This window comes from Streptomyces sp. NPDC059832, from assembly GCF_042731715.1.
Taxonomy (GTDB): domain Bacteria; phylum Actinomycetota; class Actinomycetes; order Streptomycetales; family Streptomycetaceae; genus Streptomyces.
Genome location: NZ_JBHWIY010000050.1, coordinates 1 through 17,180, shown reverse-complemented (window position 1 = coordinate 17,180; position 17,180 = coordinate 1). Strand labels below are relative to the sequence as shown.

Here is a 17,180-nt window from a genome sequence, read left to right as displayed (position 1 = left end):
GCCGTGACGGCCGGTCTCTGCCGCCGACGTGATGGCCTACGTTCTGCCAGCGGGCAAATGCAAACCGCCAGCCAGTTGCCCGACCTGCTTCGGCTGGGGCGTGCTGCCCGGCCGCGCCTGCGGCGCTTGCGAGGGCTTCCGCCGCAACGAGGAGCCCGCCGAGTGCAGCGGCTGCCGGCGAACAGTGCGGTTGAAGAAGGGGTACTGCCGTCTGTGCTGGCATCAGGCAAGCCAGGACGCCAAGGGCCAAGTCGCCGTACACGTACCCTACTTGGAGAGGGTGCAGCATCATCAACTGTTCTTCACCAACCTCCACCGGCCGCGTCAGCCCGGTCCTCCCAGAGGTAAGCAGGGACGACATCGGGGTCGCCCGAACCGCCCCGACCCGGCCCCCGCCCACCGGCCGGTTAGGGGCTGGCTGCACCATCGGGCCGTATCTCGGCTGCCTTCTGTCCCTGTGTCTCATACACTCAGCCGATGGAGACAGCACTGATACTCGGCGGCAGCGGGGTCGCACTGCTCTTCTTGAGCATCTTCGCCGTGGTGCTGCTGTGCGGGCGCCGAGTGCGGCGCGGCCGGAAACTCGGCCGCTACCCGTACCGTGCCAAGCCCAACGGCACCTACGACAACTGGTGGTAGATGGGTTTTCGACCAAGAGAACCGTCTCCACCAGAGGCTTCGCATGCTTGTTTACCCGTCCGGCGTCGACGTGTCCGGCTTCGCCCTGCGCTTCCTCGCCGCCCGCCTGAAGGAACACCGCCGCGCTCTCGGCACCCGATGGCGGCGCCTGAGCGCCGGCCGACAGGCCCTGCTCACCCTCGCCCACCTCCGCAACGGCCGGCCCTATGCCCAGCTCGCGGCCGGTTTCGGGATCGGCACCACCACCGTCTACCGGTACATCACCGAGGCCGTCGAGCTCCTGGCCGCCCTCGCCCCCACGCTCGCCGAGGCCGTACGGGCCGCGTCGATGAAGGCGTATCTGATCCTGGACGGGACGCTGCTGCCGATCGACCGGATCGCCGCCGACACTCCGTACTGTTGAGTCGGCACGGAGCGCGGTGCCGGTGTTGCCATCGGTCCGTTTCTCCGTGCCGCTCGCCGAACCCGGCGTGCGGCTCTCACCGCACCGGGCTCTCCACGGTCTCTGCCGTCCGGGCGTGGTTGAGGGTCCAGGGGTTGGGGATCGTGTTGCCCCGGTATCGGTAGCGGGTGACCGCGGTCGAGACCATGAGGAACAGTTCGATCCCGTCCGCCGAGAGCTTGTGCCACCGGCCGTTGCGGTCGGTGAAGCGTCGGCGGACGTCCTTCCACCTCCAGCGGTGCAGCACCATCAACCAGTTGGTCACCCGTCGCCATACGAAGTGGTCCAGGGCTTCCAGCGTGACCTTCCCCTGTCGTGACCTGGGCCTTCCCAGTTGTCTCACCTGGGGGACACGGCAGTTGTCTCACGATCTTGTCCCCTGTGCCTGCCGACGTTGTACGTCCGGGGTAGGGCCACGCACGCCTAGTCGGTCATACCGGCCAGGCTCGCAGGGTCGACCAGTTCCGTCTTGCCGTCCGGATCGAAGCAGCGCCAACCCGTCTCGGCCGTCGTCCTCAAAGGTGGCGAGGTGAAGACGCCGGAGCGTGGCCCGGACTTCCACGCCAGTTCAAGGCGCCAGGAGGTGTCCCAGGACGCGGTACGGGCCACCAGGGTGAACTGGCCTTTCTTGCCTCCCGGAATCAGGGCCGCCGGTCGGCTGTCGAGATCCTCGCCGCTGGCCGTCCGGACGGTCGGTGGCTCCTCGTCGAGGTCGCAGACGAAAGACGCGTCGAGCGGACCCGGGCGGCATGTCATCGAGTCGGCGATCGTCATCGGATCCCTGGCATCGACCACCACCCGCAGCGTCTCGATGGTGACATCGCAGCCGTCCGGTGCGGCGATGGTTACGTCCACAGCGTGCGAGCGCGCCGGAATGATCTCCGGGGCCGGCCCAGACGCAGTACCCGGCGCATTCGTCAGGGCAGCGGCGAACCTCGCTGTCATCCGGCACATGACCGGCTCAGTCGGGGACACGGCCCACTCTGCGACGGGCAGGCGCACCGGACCGTCGAAGGTATGAACGGCCCCCACGGCCCCTATCACAGCCCGCTGGCCGAGCTGGCCGAGCCCTCGTTGGACGTGGACCACGTTGGGCATCTTCCCGTCGGCCCGCTGATGTTCCGGTGATCCCGAAGGAGCCAGTTCGAGGGCCTTGCGGTTCAACGCGTAGGCCCGGTCGTACTCGGCTGACCGACGCGATTCCCCGTACCGGACCCAGTGGCAGTCCGCCAGGTTGTTGAGAACCCCCGGCAGGGCTGGATGTGTGTCGGGAATCTGTTCCACGCACCATCCGCCGAAGTCGATCGCCTCGTCGAAGTGGTCCAGGTTCTTGTCCCGTGTGTACTCCCAGTGGATGATCCACATGATTGTTCCCGCCAGAGCGCCCAGCCGGCCGTCGTCGACGCCCTGCTCCGCCAGGGAGCGGAGCTGGCCAAGCCGTTCGATGGCCTCCCGCCGGAGGCTGTCGTCGGGTTCGTCGTGGTGCACCTGGAGCAGGGCACAGACGAGGGTGGCCAGGTCGCCGACGGTGGCGCCGCCGATCTCGTCGGCGAGCCGCCGCCAGTGGACGACTCCCCTTCGGATCAGAGCCGGGTCTTTTCGCCGGCATCCCAGTACGTGCCAGCTGTCCGCCGCGGTCCGCGCCACGGTCACGGCCTGCGGCCCGTCGCGATACCAGGCCGCAGCCTGCTCCGCGGCCTCGGCCAAAGCGAGGATGTCGGGCTCGGCCTGGGTGATCTGCGCCTTCCAGCCTGCGGCGATCGAACGTTGCAGCAGGACGACGGCTTGGTCTCCCACGCGATCGTAGAGCTGCTGGTTCAGGGCGATGAACCAGTCCACGTCCTGGAGTGCGGTGCGATCGACCGCCTGGTGCACCGTTTCCAGGACCAGATTGGTGCGTTCCACGAGTGCCGCGCCTCCGTCCGCGGACCGGGAACGAAGGAACGCTTCGATCATGAGCACGTAGGCGTCGGCAAGTGCCGCACGGTCACCGTGCCGCGCGTGGAGGGCAAGGTCGAACATGGCTATCTCCGCCAGGCAGGCGGGGAGTTCCGCCATGTCCTGCACCGCGGCGAGGTCGAGTGCTCCGCGCAGGCAGCGGTCCGCCGTGTCGCCGTCGTCCTGTGATCCAGAGCGGCGGTACCTCTCGGCCGCAGCGGTGCCCGTGCGCAGAAGTGCCTCGAAATCCGGCGCCTGCTCTGCTGCTGTCTCCGGCGACATTTCAGGTCACGCCCTTCGGCGGAGTCCGGCGGTGCGGAACGGCTCGCTGTCGACGCCGGATGCACCGATGACCGTCTTGCCAGCGGCTCCGTCGGGGCCGACCCAATGCATCTCCAGGTGCCAGCGCACATCGTGGCCAACGGTGTGGGCGCGGATCGACAGCACCTCCGGCTCTGTCGCGGTGATCTTGAAGGGGAAGTCCCCGTTCCCACCAGCCACGAGCTTCGGCCGCGCCTCGTCGAGGCGGAGGTCAAAGGGCCGCACGTCGAGTACGCCGTGCCGCATCATCCGCGCGGCAGCGGTGTCGATCCTTTGGCGGGACACCACGTGCGGGACCGCGTTCGACAGCACCACCGCGAAGGCCGACTGGGTCTGCACGGTGACCCGTACGACATGGCCACTCTCGGGCACTAGATCGGTCGTACGGCGTTCGTGGTCAGGGATCACGAGGTAATCGGCTGCCACCGTCTCGACGGACGCGGTGAGTAGCGGCGGTGAACTCAGCAGCGGTGAACTCAGCGCCCGATCCGACAGCTTCACCAGAAGATTCGTCGCGACCGCGGTACCGGCAGCCACGAGCACACCGCCCGCCCACGCCGCGGCACTGGTCGTCGTCAACACCACTGCGACGACCCCGGCAGCGCCCACCCCTACGCCCCCGGCACGCACAAGGCTCCGGCGCCGCATCATCGACGAGCCCCCGCCACTTGCCCCCGCCAGTTAGACATGGACGCATCATGGCATCGTCGATGAGTGGGAGCCAGGGCGTCGTGGCCAGGGTCTGCGCCGCGAATCGCAGCACGATCCGCCGGACAGCCTCTCGATGTCTTCGGAGCCCTGTGCGCCGATGAGACCTGCGAGCTGGAAGTCGATCTCCTCCAACGCAGGACACAGGCCGAGAGCAAAGGCTGGATCGGCGAGACCGCGGACATCGACCTCACTCTCACCTTCCTTCACGCCAACCGCGACAAGGCCCAACTCCGGGCTCAACGAACAACTGTCAGCGCAGGATGACGCTTACGCCCCGTTCTTCGACGATTTCCAGGAGCAGGTCGAACAGCGAGACGTCGCCATCGCCGGTGGGCATCATGGCCCGTCGTCTCACCGGCGAAGCCACCGTCTCCTGGTGCGATCCGACGTCATCATTCGCAGCCCGGAAGCACCGCCGGGCCCGCGCACGTCCCGATCCGCCGATCCGCCGATCCGCCGATCCGCCGATCCGCCGATCCGCCGAAAGGATGAGACGGCCGTCGCCTACCGCACGGGAACCAGCCATCGGGTGGATGCCCCGTCCTCGGTCCGTGGCCGAGGGTGGGGCCATGGACGACGAAACACTGTTGGCACTCTCGGCCACCGCCTCCGGATCCCGCACTGCAGGGCGCCCGCGCCACCGGCGCTGCCGCCTTTTGCCCGTGAGCGTGGGTGCACTGGGAACTGCCCTCCTCACGGTCGTGACCGGGACGTTCCCGGTACAACCGGCGCACGCCGCGCCTCCCGGACCGGTGATCCGAGCGGATACGAACCGGGACGGCCTGATCACTCCGGACGACGACGCCGGCAAGGACACCTGGACCCGCCACCGCGGTGCGCTGATGCTGCCCAACGTGGACGACGACCAGCGGCGTTGCCCCACCGAGGGCCCCGGAGAGGCGCGGTTGCCCGACAAGCGCCTGGCGGACTGCAACGATGCCACGGACACCGTGGTCAACGGCCCGGGTGACCTCGCGGATCTCGCGCCGGTGCACATCACCGCCGCCTCGCGCGCCGTGGCCGGCACCACCGCCACCGTCGCTGCCGACCCGGCCTCCCGGAAGCATGTCCGGATCTTCGCCGAGCGCCGTGGCCGTATGGTCCTGCTGAGGCCCGACGACCGGCTGACCACCGACGAACTGCGCCACGGCATCCGGCTGGGCGTGGAGGCCACGGATTTCGTACGCGACCCCCAGAAGTGGGCGGGCTTCACCGACATCGTTCTCAAGGTGGAACGCGATGGCGCCATGACCGAGGACCGGGTACGACTACGGGTCGCGCCGCTCGTGTTCCAGCATGACCTGATGCCGATACAGCACATGATGACGGCCGATCACAGCACCGAGCCGGCCGAGGTGGAGCGCGGCAAGCACTACGATCCCGCCGTGCAGCCACGGCCCGTGAAACCGGGGGAAGCCGAGTTCCGCCGCGATCTGCGACGCGGTCTCGACCGGGCCGGGCTGCCCGCCCCGCTGTACAACTACCCCACCGGCGGCGATGTCTGGATGCAGGACCTGTTCAAGACCGCCTACGTGTCCATCCCCGCGCCGGGCGGCCGGGAACACCGCGTCACCGTCATCATGCGGTCCGCAGACGTGATGCCCGGCACGGCCACACGCGCCTTCCCGCTCAGGGACGCCTCGCGCAGCGTGTTCCCGCTGCTCCGCGGTCCCGGCACGGGAGTGATTCAGCAGTACGATCCCCGGCGCGTCGGCAGCGACGACAGCTTGTACTACGGTTCGTTCAGCTCCACCGGGAACTTCGGAACCCTCCCGCCGTACACCTGGCGAGGCCACCGTTACCCGGTGGGCCGGGTCATCTACGGTGGTACGGGAGGCAAGGAATCCCCGGACGCCTCCTTCGTCCGGATGCTCGACGCGCAGGGCTACCAGCGGCCGATGGCGGTGGACACCGGCTGGCTGGGGGTCGGTCACATCGACGAGTTCCTGTCCTTCGTCCCGGCCAGGAACGACCAGGGCTGGGTGGCCGTTGTCGCCGACCCCGAACTGGGGCGGAAACTGCTGGAAGATCTCGTGGAACGCGGTCGGGGCGGGGAGCCGCTGGTCCGCGGGATCGCTCCGCAGGACACCGAGGATCCCGGTCTCACAGTCGCCGACGCGTTGCGCAAGCCCTCACTGACCCGGGGCACGGAGATCGCCCGAAAGGGCATCGACTCCGCTCTGCGCACCCTTCGCGAGCAAGCGGGGCTGACGGAACGCCATGTCGTCCGTGTGCCCGCTCTCTTCACCCAGCTCGACGTGCCCGCCGGGTATCCGCGCCGGGACGTGGTTGCCAACTACCTGCCCGGCGCGGCCAACGGCGTGAGCACCGGCACCGGGGTCTACCTGGCGCCACGCCAGCACGCCCCGGACGCCGACGGCCAGGACGTCTTCGAGCGGGCGGCCGAGAAGGCCCTGAGCGGCACGGGCACCCGGATTCTCTGGGTGGAGGACTGGGCCTACTCGCACCACCTCGGCACCGTCGGCGGAGAGGTGCACTGCGCGACCAACGCGCTGCGAAGCCTGTCCGGAACCCGGCCGTGGTGGACCGAGCGGGACTGATCCCGGTCCCGGGGCGCCATCCGGGCGAACCGCCGTGTCCCATAGGGTCGATGCTCATGAACCATCGACACCTGCCCATCCTGCGCGTCTTCGGCGGACTCCTGCTGCTGGGCCTGGCCACCGCCGCGTGCGCGACCGCGTCCACCGCGGGTGTCCCGATCGTCGCCGTGGGTCTGGTGACGGCCGGCGCGGCAGTGGCGACGGCGGCCCGCCTGCCGCTGCCTCCCGCGGCCCGGCGGCGGCCGTGGCTTGCCGCCGCTGCCTCCTTGGTGTTGACGGCCTGCTTCCAGGGGCCGGTTGTCAATGCCACGGGCTGGTGGTGGGCCGTGGAGACCTGCGCGCTGCTCGCACTTCTGGTGCCGACGGTGCGCCGGGTAAACGGGCGGGCCGGGGCGATCGCATGCGCCATGATGCACGGCACGGCGGTCGCGGTGCTGCCGCTGCGGATCGGCCTGCATCTGACGCCGCCCGCGACAGCGGCGGAGATCGGCGTGCTGTGCCTGTTCTGGTCCCTGCTGGCGGCGGGCGCCGCGGCGCTGGGCGGGTATTTGCGCGGCCAGGACTCAAGGAGGCTCCAGGCGCTCGCGGACCAGCGTCGTGAGCAGCTTCTCGAAGTGGCCCGTGATCTGCACGACTTCGCGTCGCACGACGTCATGGGTGTGGTGGTCCTCGTCCAGGCCGCTCGGCTCCTGGCACGCGAGGACCCCGAACGGGCCGTGGGGTTGCTGCCGCAGATAGAGGAAGCGGGTATGCAGGCGCTGGCCGCGATGGACCGCACGGTCTGGTCGCTCAACGCGCAGGAGGACCGGGACCGTGAAGGGGATGCTGCCGGTTCGGGCGACGCCTCCGCCGAGCCGTCCGGACGGCCGCCCCGCGCGGAGTGCGCCGCGCGTACCCACGACCGTCAGCGAGACCTGGGCGAACTGCCCGCCCTGGCAGCCCGGTTCACCCGCACCGGCACCGTTCCGGCCCGGCTCGATGTGCCCGCCGGTGTACTGGAAGGCTTGCCCGCACAGGTCAGCGCGACCGGTTACCGCATCGTGATGGAATCCCTCACCAACGTACGCCGCCACGCTCCCGCTGCCGTCACCGTCCGTATCGCCGCCCGGCGGGTTCCGTACGGCAGCGGTACGGCCCTCCATCTCACTGTCGCCGATACGGCTGAGGCCGGGGCCGAAGCCCAGGCGGCCGAGCGGGCCTCCCCGCTTCCGGAGCGCTCGCGGGGCGGCCTCGGACTGGCGGGCCTCACCGACCGTGCCGAGGCTCTCGGCGGCACGTTGACTGCGGGGCAGCACGGGACCGCGGGCTGGCAGGTCGCGGCTACTCTCCCGCTGCCCGGCAACGCGGCACCGACCAGCGGCCGGCACGAGCGTACGGCCGCCGCCCGGCACACGGCACCCGAGGAGACCGTCGCATGAGCGGCACCGGCACCATCCGGGTTCTGCTGGCGGACGATCAGGAGACCATCCGCGCCGGATTCCGTCTCGTCCTTGATGCCCAACCCGACATGACGGTGATCGGCGAGGCGGCAGACGGTGTCACCGCGCTGAGCGCCGCCCTGAAGCTCCGTCCTGACGTGCTCCTCGCGGACATCCGGATGCCGGGTCTCGACGGCCTGGAACTGACTCGGCGGCTCGCCGGACCCGGCGCGGACCCGCCCCTCCGAGTCATCGTGGTCACCACCTTCGACCTCGACGCGTACGTACACACCGCACTCCGCGCCGGAGCCTCGGGTTTCCTGCTGAAACGCTCCGGACCGACGCTGCTGGTCGAAGCGGTGCGTGCGGCGATGTCCGGCGACGCCCTCATCAGCCCCCAGATCACCGCGCGCATGCTGCACCGGCTCGTCCCACCGGTCCTCGGGGAGGGGAGACCGCCCCCCGAGCCGCTGACGCCGCGCGAGGAGGAGGTCGCGACGCTGGTGGCCGGAGGTCTGTCCAACACCGACATCGGCGAGGAACTGTTCATCTCGCTCGCCACCGTCAAGTCCCATGTAGCCAGCCTTCAGCGCAAGTTGGACGTCCGTAACCGGGTCGGCATCGCCGCCTGGGCCTGGGAGTCAGGACTAGCACCCACCGATCAGATTCGCTAGCGGCTCCGTCGGAGACAGCTGCGGCAACGCGCTCGCGGAGAACCTGTGGACGCTGATCAAGACCGAGTGCGTGCGCGGTCGCGTCTTCGCGACACGTGCCGAGGCGAACCTCGCACTCTTCGAGTACATCGACGGCTTCCATGACTCCCGTCGCGTCCAGGAACGGCTCAATCCATTCCTGGGTCTGCCAGTTACGGGACGCCGAGTTCGAAAAGGCCGTAGCCCGCGTACGAGCCGGAAGCCAGGGCTGCGATGCCGAGGAGCATGAGCTGGTGGGTCAGGCTGAGTCGGCGCAGGGCGAGGGCGAGCGGAAGAAAGAGCGGGAAGAGGGGGAGCAGGTAGCGGGAGACGTTGCCGAATATCTGCTGGCTGCCAAGGACGAGGACGAGGGTGAGGACGGTATAGACCACCAGGACGGCTGGGGGACGCAGCCTGATCAGCAGCAGGAGCAGTGCGATCGCGAGCAGGACGACACCGACGCCGATCAGGTCCGCGAAGGGCCAGGCGGAGAGATAACCGGAGTGGCCCACCGGGACGGATGTGAGGACGTCGAGGGTGTGCCGGCCGTAGTCCCACTCGTGGGCCCAGGCACCGGACTGAAGTCTGAAGTAGCCGCTGTAGTCGCCCATCTGGTGACCCACCCAGCCGAGATAGGCGAGGAGGCCGAGCGGGGCGACGGCCATCGCGGCCACCGGACGCAGGATGCCGTCCCGGAGGCGGTAGAGCGAGAGCAGGGCCGCGACGGCGACGGCGGCGATCAGCGCCACGGCAGTGGGCCGGTTGAGCCCTGCCACGCAGGTGAGGAGACCGGCGGCGAGCCAGCGGCGGCTCAGGACGGCATGGCAGGACCAGACGGCCAGGGCCACGTAGAGGGAGTCGGAGTAGACCGCCCACTCCACGCCGGAACCGGGCCAGACGGCCCAGAGTCCGGCCGCGGCCAGCCCGGCCCGTCTGCCACCGAGGCGTTCGGTGATGACGTAGATGCCCAGGGCGGCGGCCAAGGAGGCGACGACGGAGACCAGCAGGCCGGCGCCGTACGGGCCGAGGCCGGTGAGCTCGGAGACCAGCCGCATCAGCGCCGGGTAGAGCGGGAAGAACGCCGCCGAGTTCCCTTCGAGGGTGATCGGGCCGGTGGCGCCGGGGATCGGGACCAGCCGAGGGTCGTACCCATGCACGGCGATCTGCTGGTACCACCAGCCGTCCCAGCTGGCCAGGACGTCCCACGGGTGGGCGCCTCCGCCGAAGCGCGGGTGCTTCGTGCGGTAGTCCCCGGCGGAGTGCAGCAGCCACATGAAGGTGGCGAAGCCGATGAACTTGAGCGTGCCGTAGACGGCCAGTACGGGGCCGTAGTGCTCGGCTGTGCGGCGCAGCCGGCGCCGGCGGTCGGGGCCCGTGGTGGCGGGCTGCTGCGACAGCCTCGCGTTCCAGCTCAGGGTGGCGGTAGCGGTCGTAGGGGCCGTGGTCCTGATCATGCGCGGAACACCCACGCTCGGAAGAACAGGAACCGCAGCAGTGTCGCGGCCAGGTTGGCGGCGAGGAGTACGGCGAGTTCGGTGGCCTGCCCGGCCGAGGGCACCGCGTGGTGCAAGGCGGCGAGCGATCCGCCGGTGAGCGCCAGGCCGATCAGAAGAACAACCAGGCCCCTGCCCTGGTGGCGCAGCACACCGCCGCGGCCACGGAGGCCGAAGGTGAGCCGCCTGTTCACGGCCGTGTTGGCGACGGCGCAGACCAGCAGCGCGAGTGCGTTGGCGGCCTGGGATCCGGCCACCGGGCGCAGCGCCGCGTAGAGGAGCAGGTATGCGAGGGTGCTGACGGCTCCTACGGCGGCGAAGCACACGAGTTGGGTGGCGAGCCTGCCCGGTGCGGCGGCGCCACCATCGCGGAGCGACCCGCCCGGCGGCAGCGTGCCCCGCGCCAGTGCCCCGCCGATCCTGGCGATGCCGCGCAGGTCGGCCAGTGCCGTGGCGAGGATGTCGACCCGGGTGTCGGGATCGTCCACCCAATCGACCGGCACCTCATGGATGCGCAGCCCGGCACGCTCGGCGATCACCAGCAGTTCGGTGTCGAAGAACCACTCCGAGTCCTGTATGAGGGGCAGCAGTCGCTCGGCCACATCACGCCGCACCGCCTTGAATCCGCACTGCGCGTCGGAGAAGCCCACGGCGAGGACGGAGCGCAGGAGGGCGTTGTAGCAACGAGAGGTGATCTCTCGCTTGGGGCCGCGCACCACCCGGGAACCGGGGGCCAGGCGGGTGCCGATGGCGATATCGGAGTGGCCGGAGAGCAGCGGGGCCACGAGTGGCAGCAACGCCGTCAGTTCCGTGGACAGATCCACGTCCATATACGCGAGTACGGGGGCCGACGAGAGCGACCAGGCGGTACGCAGCGCCCGGCCGCGCCCCTTCTCGGCCAGCCGAAGCCACTGCGCTTCGGGCAGTTCGTCGGCCAGCCGAGCGGCGATCCGCGGGGTGCTGTCCGTGCTGGCGTTGTCGGCGATGGTGATACGGAACGGATAGGGGAAGGTCTCGCACAGGTGTGCGTGGAGCCGCCGCACGCTCGGCTCCAAATCTCTCTCCTCATTGAACACGGGGACGACCACGTCCAGGACGGGCTCCGGGTGGTGCGTCGCCACCGGTGCGCGGTGCGGCAGTCGGCTCAGGTCCTTCAGGGCAAGTGACCCTTGGTTTCTCACGTTCTATCCTTTTTGTGACCTTGCACGGGTAGGCCGAAGACACTTGGGGCGACGGTGCGCCACGGCGCTATGGGGTGACGAGCGAGGACGAGGCGGTCGACGGTCAGTTCCGCGCGGTCGCCGTACCCGAAGGCGGAGCCGAGGTCGAGGACGGCGACACGCCCTCCGTGCTCCCCGGCGGGGTTTCGGTGGCCGTGGCCGTACTCCCGGTCGCGGCCGGCGGCGCGCTTGTAGCGGTCCCGTCCGGGGACGCGGGGGCAGTGGAGGTGCCCGAGGAGGGGGGCGCGCTCAGGGACGCGTCGGGTGTCGCGGGCGGGACGGAGAGCGACGGGCTCGCCGCGGGCTGTGGGCCGGGGTGGCTGGGCTCGACCCGGGTCGCACGGCCCGGCAGCAGGAACAGCCCGACACTGAGACCGACAACGGCCAGGACGGAGCCGACTGCCCTCTGCGCGGCCCGCTTCCGACAGCGGACACGCACCCCTGCCCGGAGACGTTCCCGGTGCTTCGGCTCGAACGGTGTCGGCGCCTCGGTGTCACGCATCATCCGTGCCAGCTGCCGCTCGAAGTGATCCATGGGGTTCTCCTTCACCGCACCGGCTCGTTCACATTGCCCAGGAGCTGCCTCAGCTGCGCCACTCCGCGTGCGGCGTGGGACCGAGCCGTGCCCACCGGGCACCCGAGCGCCTCCGCCACCTGCCCTTCGGGCAGGTCCTGGTAGTAGCGCATCACCACCGCCACCCTCTGCTTCGGCGACAACTGGGCCAGCGCGGCCTCCAGCCGAGAACGCTCCACCACGTCCGCGGACACATCGCCGACCACCGCCACCTCGGGCAGCTGTTCGACGGGGCGTTCACCCCACCAACGCCGCTGTCCCGAGCGCGCCGCCGCACGCACCATCACCTTGCGGACATACGGCTCCGGTGCGTCATCCGCGACCTTGGGCCAGACGAACCAGAGCTTGACCAAGGACTCCTGCAACAAGTCCTCGGCCCGATGCCGATCGCCTCCGACGAGCAGACGGGCCAGGTGGACCAGCACCGACCAGCGGGCAGCCACGAACTCGTCGAACGCACGGGCTCGACTCTGCTCCATCCGCACTGTCCCTGTTCTCGCTGGTTGCCTACACCCTGTAAAAGGCACTGGCGTGCGACCCACGATGCACCTGCGGCCCGTGATCTGGGTCACATGGCATGTCAACGACAAGCGCGAGACGCTCCTCCGTCCCGTCCCGTCCCGTCAGCGACGCCGACGACGAGGACGCGGTTCGACGGCCCCGGCCCGTCAGCCACCCCCGCAGAGGCGCTCGACGCCTACCGGAAGGTGCATCGACTACTGGCCACCGAGTTGAGCATCAAAACGACGGAACGGTCGTCATCGTGATCACGATGACGACCGTTTCGCTGTTGTCTGCTCAGGTCGCGGCTCCGCAGCCCCCGTTCGTCAGGGGGCGGTGACAGGCAGGCGGGCGCAGTGGCGGCACGCGCGTGCGGAGGCGGCGATGCGCGCGTGGAAGACGATGGTGATCAGGCAGGCGGCCGCGGTCAGTGGCCAGTTGGTGGCGAGTACCGCGGCGGTGATAAGGGTCAGCGCGCTCAGTCCGAGGGCGACTGCCGCGGTGGTTCCCGTCCAGGCGACCACGAGCGGCAGTTGTTGCGGGAGGGGCAGTCGGCGGGCCAGGGTGCCGGTGACGGAGAGGGACACGGCCGCCAGCAGCGTGGTGAGCGCTGCGAGGCCTCCGAGGTGGGCGACGACCACCTGGAGCGGGTCTGGCAGCCGGTGGCCCGCCGCGCGGGTGGAGAGCTCGACCAGGTACCAGCACACCAGCAGGCACGGGATGATCAGCATGACGGTGCGCGCGGTGTGACGGGCCTGGGTGATGGTCAGTTCGCGCTGGAAGCTGGGCGCGAGTTCGGCCACGGGGCCGAACTCGCGGATGGCCTGACGGGCGGCCTCACGGTCGGGTTCGGCATCGGGAGACAGTTCCCGCGCGGCGTCCAGGAGGCCTTCGCGCAGTTCGTCCACCATCTGGGTCTTGAGTCGGGCCGGGCCGTACAGGGTGGCCGTCAGGTCCGCGAGGTGGGCTTCGATGGGGTCGTCGGCAGGGATCCCGGGCGCTTTCACGTGGCGTGTCCGGGGGCCGGCGCGGGTTCCAGCACCGAGCCGATCGCTGCGGTGAACGCCCGCCAGTGGGACCGCTCGGTGGCGAGGCTGCGCCGTCCGGCGTCGGTGAGTTCGTAGCAGCGCCGACGGCGTTCGCCCACCGACTCCCAGGCGCTGCTCAGCAGTCCGATCCGCTCGAGCCGGTTGAGGGCGGGGTAGATGGTGCCCTTGCGCAGCTCAAGTACGCCGCCGCTGCGCTCCTGGACCGCGGCGATGATCGCGTAGCCGTGCAGGGGGCCGGATTCCAGTACGGACAGCAGCAGTCCGTCCAGGTGGCCGCGTACCGCATCCGTCTTCATAGTCAGGCAGCCTACCCAAGAGGCGTCGCCCCGTGCTACTTATAGATCGGTAGCCAATCTATTGGCAGGTTATCCATGAAGGGACCCCTGTGACCAAGCTGCTGCTCTCGCTGCACGTCCTGGCCGCGATCCTGGCGATCGGGCCGATCGCTGTCGCAGCCTCGATGTTCCCCCGCTACGCCAGGCTGTCGGCCGGCGGCGACGTGCAGGAGCCCAACAGTCAGACCACAGCGTTCCTGCACAAGATCTGCCGTGGGTACACGGTCGTCGGCATCGCCGTCCCGGTCGTCGGTGTCGCCACCGGCGCCCGGATGGGCGTCCTGACCGACGCCTGGCTGCTGACGTCGATCGTGCTGACGGCTGCCGCCGCGGCCCTGCTGCTCACGGCGGTCCTGCCCGGACAGGCCCGGCTGCTCGCCCAAGCCGCGGACGCGTCCGGCCCAGGGGGGACAGGCACCGATGTGGCCACGGACGCCATTGAGCAGCTGCGGTCGGCGGCAGCACGCCTCTCCGCGACCACGGGGATGTTCAACCTGCTGTGGGCAGCCGTTGTCGTCCTAATGATCGTCCGCCCCGGCTCCACGACGGGAGCCTGATCAGTATGCGAACTCTCCGCATCGCCGCCGCGGTTGAAGCTGCATCCCTCACGCTCTTGCTGCTCAACCTGTTCACTGTGCACACCGGGGCGATCTCGTCGCTGGGCGGCCTGGTCCACGGCACGGCCTACCTGACCGTCATCGTCGCCGTCTTCCTCACTCCCGCCCTCGCGCGGCCGGGAACCAAGGGGCGTGCCTTCATTCCCGGCATCGGAGGGCTGCTCGCCCTGCGCGTGCTGGGGCAGCAGCCACCCGCTTCCTCAGCCGACAGGCTGACCGGCGCCGACAGATGACTGGGAAGCGATCACCGACAGCGCGGGAAACCATCTCCCAGCGCGCGCTGCTCAGACGCAGGCTGACGACTTCCGTCGGTGCCCCGCTGCCCTTGGGAGCCTCAGGTCTGCGTGCGGGACGCGATGTAGTCGAACCAATCGCGTCTGGCGTATCCGGTCCATCGGGTGGCGTTGCTGATGCTGGTCCCGGTGAAATCGGCGAGGACCGATGCCGGCAGGTCGGCGGCCAGGGCGAGGCGGGCGCTGTTGCTGCCGGCACGGGGTGTGATTCCGTGCTGCCGGAGTTTCAGGCTGAGGTAGCTGGCACCGAGGGGGCGCGCGGGCCAATGCCCGACCGGCACCGGGCCGGGAACCGCCTGCACGGCCGGTAGGCCGCCTCCCCGTCGGCCGCACGGTTCACCAGCGTCAGTGGGTCGATCCCGGTCTGGTTGGCCAGGCACGCGAAGCCGAGCCCGTCCTACGGCACATACAGCAACTGCGACCGGTAGCCATCCACGCTCCCGGCGCGGCCGTAGGCCGCTTTGCCGCCGACGGTGAAGTGGTGGACGTTCAGCGCATACGGATGCACGGTGCCGTCGGCCAGCACCGTCCGTTCCAGCAGTGCCGCCCGGATGTCGGCGCCCAGCACCCGCCGGTCTGCCAGGAACCCCAACCAGTGAGCCAGGTCGGCGACGCTGGTCGCCAGCCCGCCGTCGCCGACCACGCGCTCGTCGGTGTCGGCCCGTCGAATCACGCCGTCGTCGTTCCCGTACCCGTAGGCGAACCTCGGCAGCACCTCCGACGAGCCGTCCCGCCCCATCGTGTCGGCCATCCCCAGCGCTCCGAAGATCCGCTCCGCGCCGAACTCCCGCAGTGACATGCCCGTGACTCGCCTGATGATCGCGGCAGCCAGGACATACCCGGTGTTGGAGTAGGAGAATTCGACGCCGGGAGCGAAGTTGGTCCGCCGGATCCCGGTCAGGATCGACAGGAGGTGGCCCCCGGTGCCGGAACGCCGGCGATGCCGACCAGGGCAAACCACTCCGGCAGGCCGGCGGTATGACGCAAGCACTGCTCGATGGTGATCTTCTGATCCACGATTCAGGCAGGTGGTCGCGAATGTCGTCGGACAGAGCCAGCACGCCGTCCCTGGCGAGCAGCAACACGCTGACGGCGGTGAACTGTTTGCTCGCCGAAGCGATGTCGAAACGGGTACGGGCATCGATCGGCACGCCGAACTCCACCGACGCCAGTCCGGCACACCCCACGTCGACCAACGCACCATCACGGTAGGTCGCGAGCGCCATCCCGGGATCGTCCGGCCCGGTGGCCACTTGGCGGCGCCGCTTCCGGCAACTCCAGCATGGGCCGCTGGAACGCGCCGAGAAAGTGGAGATGCTGCGCTTCGCCGAACACGGCCACGTCGTACGGATGCTCTCCGTCGCGGACGACGGAATAGCAGTTGACACACCAGAGGATCTCGCGCGGGCCGGCATCCTTCTGGCCCTGCACGCAGGAGCACGACCTCCCGACACGCCCACGACACCACCCTGGAACGGCACGTAGTCGAGGCACTCACGGTATTCCGAGGGCGATCACGACGGCCAGGTCAGTGCGCACACCCCATGACGGGAAGGCGACTGACGATCCACATTCGCATGTGGACTGCCCTCGGCTACGGATTGCTCGTGCGCCTTCTCAACATGGTCGCGACATTCAGCGGCCCGACGGACAGGTGCCTCAGGGTGACGAACCCGAAGTGCTGATAGAGCGCCACATTGCCGGGATCTGCGGTGGTGAGGAAGACCCCGGCCGTGGCTGATGTGTCGGCGAGCAAGCGGTCGAGGAGACGCCGCCCCGCACCGCGGCCCGCCGCGCCGGGGTCGACCCCGATGAACTCCAGCGTCCAGGCCCCCTCGGGCGCACCGGCTTCGGTGATCTGCAGATAGCGCAGGGTCCGTTGCACGGCCCGGGGCCCACAACGCGCGAGCGTACGGGCCCCCCACTGCGCCTGCGCAGCCGGTGAAAGTGCCGCCCCGGGCGGGGTGAGGACGGCGGCCGCGATGGGGCGGCCGCCATCCCCGGTCAGGGTGTAGCGGCGAGATCCGGGAAGGGTGGCCTCGGCGCGCAGGGTGGCGGCGAACCAATTCTCCCTTGCGGAGGACGAACCGCCGCAGATCCAGGAGACCGCCGGCTCGCGGGCAAAGGCGTCGGCCAGCACACGAGCGCAGGCATCCACCGTCGGGCAGTCGTCGATCTCTGGTCCGTGCTGAGCCGGGTCCGTGAACTGTCGGTCGGTCATGATCCTCCTCCATCAACGATTGCCCACTTCCATACCGATCGTATAGCATTCGATCGTAACGAACTAGATAGGAGTGAGCGGATGAGGATACTGGCACTCGGTGGACCCGGTGCGATGGGGGCTGTAGCGGTGCGGGTGGCGGCCGGGCTGCCCAA

General features: G+C 69.6%; 20 protein-coding genes and 2 pseudogenes. 10 read left to right on the top strand and 12 right to left on the bottom strand.

All coding sequences use genetic code 11. The features are described from left to right. Positions 1–477 precede the first annotated feature (477 nt). Together ACFV8T_RS41510 and ACFV8T_RS41505 are read left to right on the top strand one after the other, a co-directional pair. Positions 478–639 carry a hypothetical protein gene (locus ACFV8T_RS41510; protein WP_189281122.1) on the top strand — a complete coding sequence of 54 codons (162 nt, stop codon included), beginning with the start codon at positions 478–480 and terminating at the stop codon, positions 637–639. Positions 640–682: 43 nt separating this feature from the next. Then, positions 683–1,036: pseudogene (locus tag ACFV8T_RS41505) on the top strand (transposase family protein); the annotation flags it as partial. 82 nt (positions 1,037–1,118) lie between these two features. Here the strand turns inward: ACFV8T_RS41505 and ACFV8T_RS41500 are convergent. The 3 genes from ACFV8T_RS41500 to ACFV8T_RS41490 form a co-directional block, all read right to left on the bottom strand. Continuing rightward, a complete protein-coding gene (locus tag ACFV8T_RS41500) occupies positions 1,119–1,346 on the bottom strand; it encodes a hypothetical protein (protein WP_385338018.1) in 228 nt (75 codons plus the stop codon). 158 nt (positions 1,347–1,504) lie between these two features. Further along, positions 1,505–3,301: a hypothetical protein gene (locus ACFV8T_RS41495; protein WP_385338015.1), complete on the bottom strand. Its 1,797-nt coding sequence runs from the start codon at positions 3,299–3,301 to the stop codon at positions 1,505–1,507. A gap of 6 nt (positions 3,302–3,307) precedes the next feature. Continuing rightward, complete coding sequence (locus ACFV8T_RS41490; protein WP_385338012.1) at positions 3,308–3,949, bottom strand: hypothetical protein; 642 nt, start codon at positions 3,947–3,949, stop codon at positions 3,308–3,310. Positions 3,950–4,752: 803 nt separating this feature from the next. Between ACFV8T_RS41490 and ACFV8T_RS41485 the strand changes: the two genes are divergently transcribed. From ACFV8T_RS41485 to ACFV8T_RS41470, 4 genes are read left to right on the top strand one after another with little or no spacing between them, the layout of a single operon-like run. Next, positions 4,753–6,612 carry a protein-arginine deiminase family protein gene (locus ACFV8T_RS41485; RefSeq protein WP_385338009.1) on the top strand — a complete coding sequence of 620 codons (1,860 nt, stop codon included), beginning with the start codon at positions 4,753–4,755 and terminating at the stop codon, positions 6,610–6,612. Between the two features lie 56 nt (positions 6,613–6,668). After that, a complete protein-coding gene (locus ACFV8T_RS41480; protein WP_385338006.1) occupies positions 6,669–8,030 on the top strand; it encodes a sensor histidine kinase in 1,362 nt (453 codons plus the stop codon). Next, complete coding sequence (locus ACFV8T_RS41475; RefSeq protein WP_385338003.1) at positions 8,027–8,704, top strand: response regulator; 678 nt, start codon at positions 8,027–8,029, stop codon at positions 8,702–8,704. Before ACFV8T_RS41480 ends, ACFV8T_RS41475 begins: the two co-directional genes overlap by 4 nt. Further along, entirely contained in the window at positions 8,691–8,972 is a 282-nt protein-coding gene (locus ACFV8T_RS41470; RefSeq protein ID WP_385338085.1) for an IS3 family transposase, read from the top strand. The genes ACFV8T_RS41475 and ACFV8T_RS41470 overlap by 14 nt, the downstream gene beginning before the upstream one ends. Here the strand turns inward: ACFV8T_RS41470 and ACFV8T_RS41465 are convergent. Further along, entirely contained in the window at positions 8,896–10,176 is a 1,281-nt protein-coding gene (locus tag ACFV8T_RS41465; RefSeq protein WP_385338000.1) for a glycosyltransferase family 39 protein, read from the bottom strand. The genes ACFV8T_RS41470 and ACFV8T_RS41465 overlap by 77 nt on opposite strands. Further along, the gene (locus ACFV8T_RS41460) at positions 10,173–11,363 is read right to left on the bottom strand and encodes a glycosyltransferase (protein WP_385338082.1); all 1,191 of its coding nucleotides are present in this window, start codon (positions 11,361–11,363) and stop codon (positions 10,173–10,175) included. The genes ACFV8T_RS41465 and ACFV8T_RS41460 overlap by 4 nt, the downstream gene beginning before the upstream one ends. 107 nt (positions 11,364–11,470) lie before the next feature. Here ACFV8T_RS41460 and ACFV8T_RS41455 point away from each other — a divergent pair, with 107 nt between their 5' ends. Continuing rightward, a complete protein-coding gene (locus ACFV8T_RS41455) occupies positions 11,471–11,965 on the top strand; it encodes a hypothetical protein (protein ID WP_385337997.1) in 495 nt (164 codons plus the stop codon). A 16-nt stretch (positions 11,966–11,981) separates the two neighbouring features. Here the strand turns inward: ACFV8T_RS41455 and ACFV8T_RS41450 are convergent, their stop codons facing one another. The 3 genes from ACFV8T_RS41450 to ACFV8T_RS41440 form a co-directional block, all read right to left on the bottom strand. Continuing rightward, complete coding sequence (locus tag ACFV8T_RS41450; RefSeq protein ID WP_376415547.1) at positions 11,982–12,488, bottom strand: SigE family RNA polymerase sigma factor; 507 nt, start codon at positions 12,486–12,488, stop codon at positions 11,982–11,984. A gap of 348 nt (positions 12,489–12,836) precedes the next feature. Then, positions 12,837–13,517 carry a permease prefix domain 1-containing protein gene (locus tag ACFV8T_RS41445; RefSeq protein ID WP_385337994.1) on the bottom strand — a complete coding sequence of 227 codons (681 nt, stop codon included), beginning with the start codon at positions 13,515–13,517 and terminating at the stop codon, positions 12,837–12,839. Beyond that, on the bottom strand, positions 13,514–13,855 hold the full coding sequence (locus ACFV8T_RS41440) for a PadR family transcriptional regulator (RefSeq protein WP_385337991.1): 342 nt from the start codon (positions 13,853–13,855) through the stop codon (positions 13,514–13,516). Before ACFV8T_RS41440 ends, ACFV8T_RS41445 begins: the two co-directional genes overlap by 4 nt. Before the next feature lie 89 nt (positions 13,856–13,944). Between ACFV8T_RS41440 and ACFV8T_RS41435 the strand changes: the two genes are divergently transcribed. Further along, complete coding sequence (locus tag ACFV8T_RS41435) at positions 13,945–14,451, top strand: DUF2269 family protein (RefSeq protein ID WP_385337987.1); 507 nt, start codon at positions 13,945–13,947, stop codon at positions 14,449–14,451. Between the two features lie 5 nt (positions 14,452–14,456). Further along, the gene (locus ACFV8T_RS41430) at positions 14,457–14,744 is read left to right on the top strand and encodes a hypothetical protein (RefSeq protein ID WP_266441401.1); all 288 of its coding nucleotides are present in this window, start codon (positions 14,457–14,459) and stop codon (positions 14,742–14,744) included. Between the two features lie 101 nt (positions 14,745–14,845). On the opposite strand, the gene ACFV8T_RS41425 is transcribed toward ACFV8T_RS41430, so the two are convergent. From ACFV8T_RS41425 to ACFV8T_RS41415, 3 genes and pseudogenes are all read right to left on the bottom strand, one after another. Continuing rightward, positions 14,846–15,106 carry a hypothetical protein gene (locus tag ACFV8T_RS41425; protein WP_385338091.1) on the bottom strand — a complete coding sequence of 87 codons (261 nt, stop codon included), beginning with the start codon at positions 15,104–15,106 and terminating at the stop codon, positions 14,846–14,848. Between the two features lie 95 nt (positions 15,107–15,201). Beyond that, positions 15,202–15,945 carry a serine hydrolase domain-containing protein gene (locus ACFV8T_RS41420; protein WP_385337984.1) on the bottom strand — a complete coding sequence of 248 codons (744 nt, stop codon included), beginning with the start codon at positions 15,943–15,945 and terminating at the stop codon, positions 15,202–15,204. Next, positions 15,884–16,030: pseudogene (locus tag ACFV8T_RS41415) on the bottom strand (serine hydrolase); the annotation flags it as partial. The gene ACFV8T_RS41420 and the pseudogene ACFV8T_RS41415, both read right to left, overlap by 62 nt. Before the next feature lie 19 nt (positions 16,031–16,049). On the opposite strand from ACFV8T_RS41415, the gene ACFV8T_RS41410 reads away from it, so the two are divergent. After that, positions 16,050–16,289: a hypothetical protein gene (locus ACFV8T_RS41410; protein ID WP_385337981.1), complete on the top strand. Its 240-nt coding sequence runs from the start codon at positions 16,050–16,052 to the stop codon at positions 16,287–16,289. Positions 16,290–16,398: 109 nt separating this feature from the next. Here the strand turns inward: ACFV8T_RS41410 and ACFV8T_RS41405 are convergent, their stop codons facing one another. Next, positions 16,399–17,025 (bottom strand): GNAT family N-acetyltransferase, encoded by a 627-nt coding sequence (locus ACFV8T_RS41405; RefSeq protein ID WP_385337978.1) that lies wholly within the window; start codon positions 17,023–17,025, stop codon positions 16,399–16,401. Between the last annotated feature and the right edge of the window lie 155 nt (positions 17,026–17,180).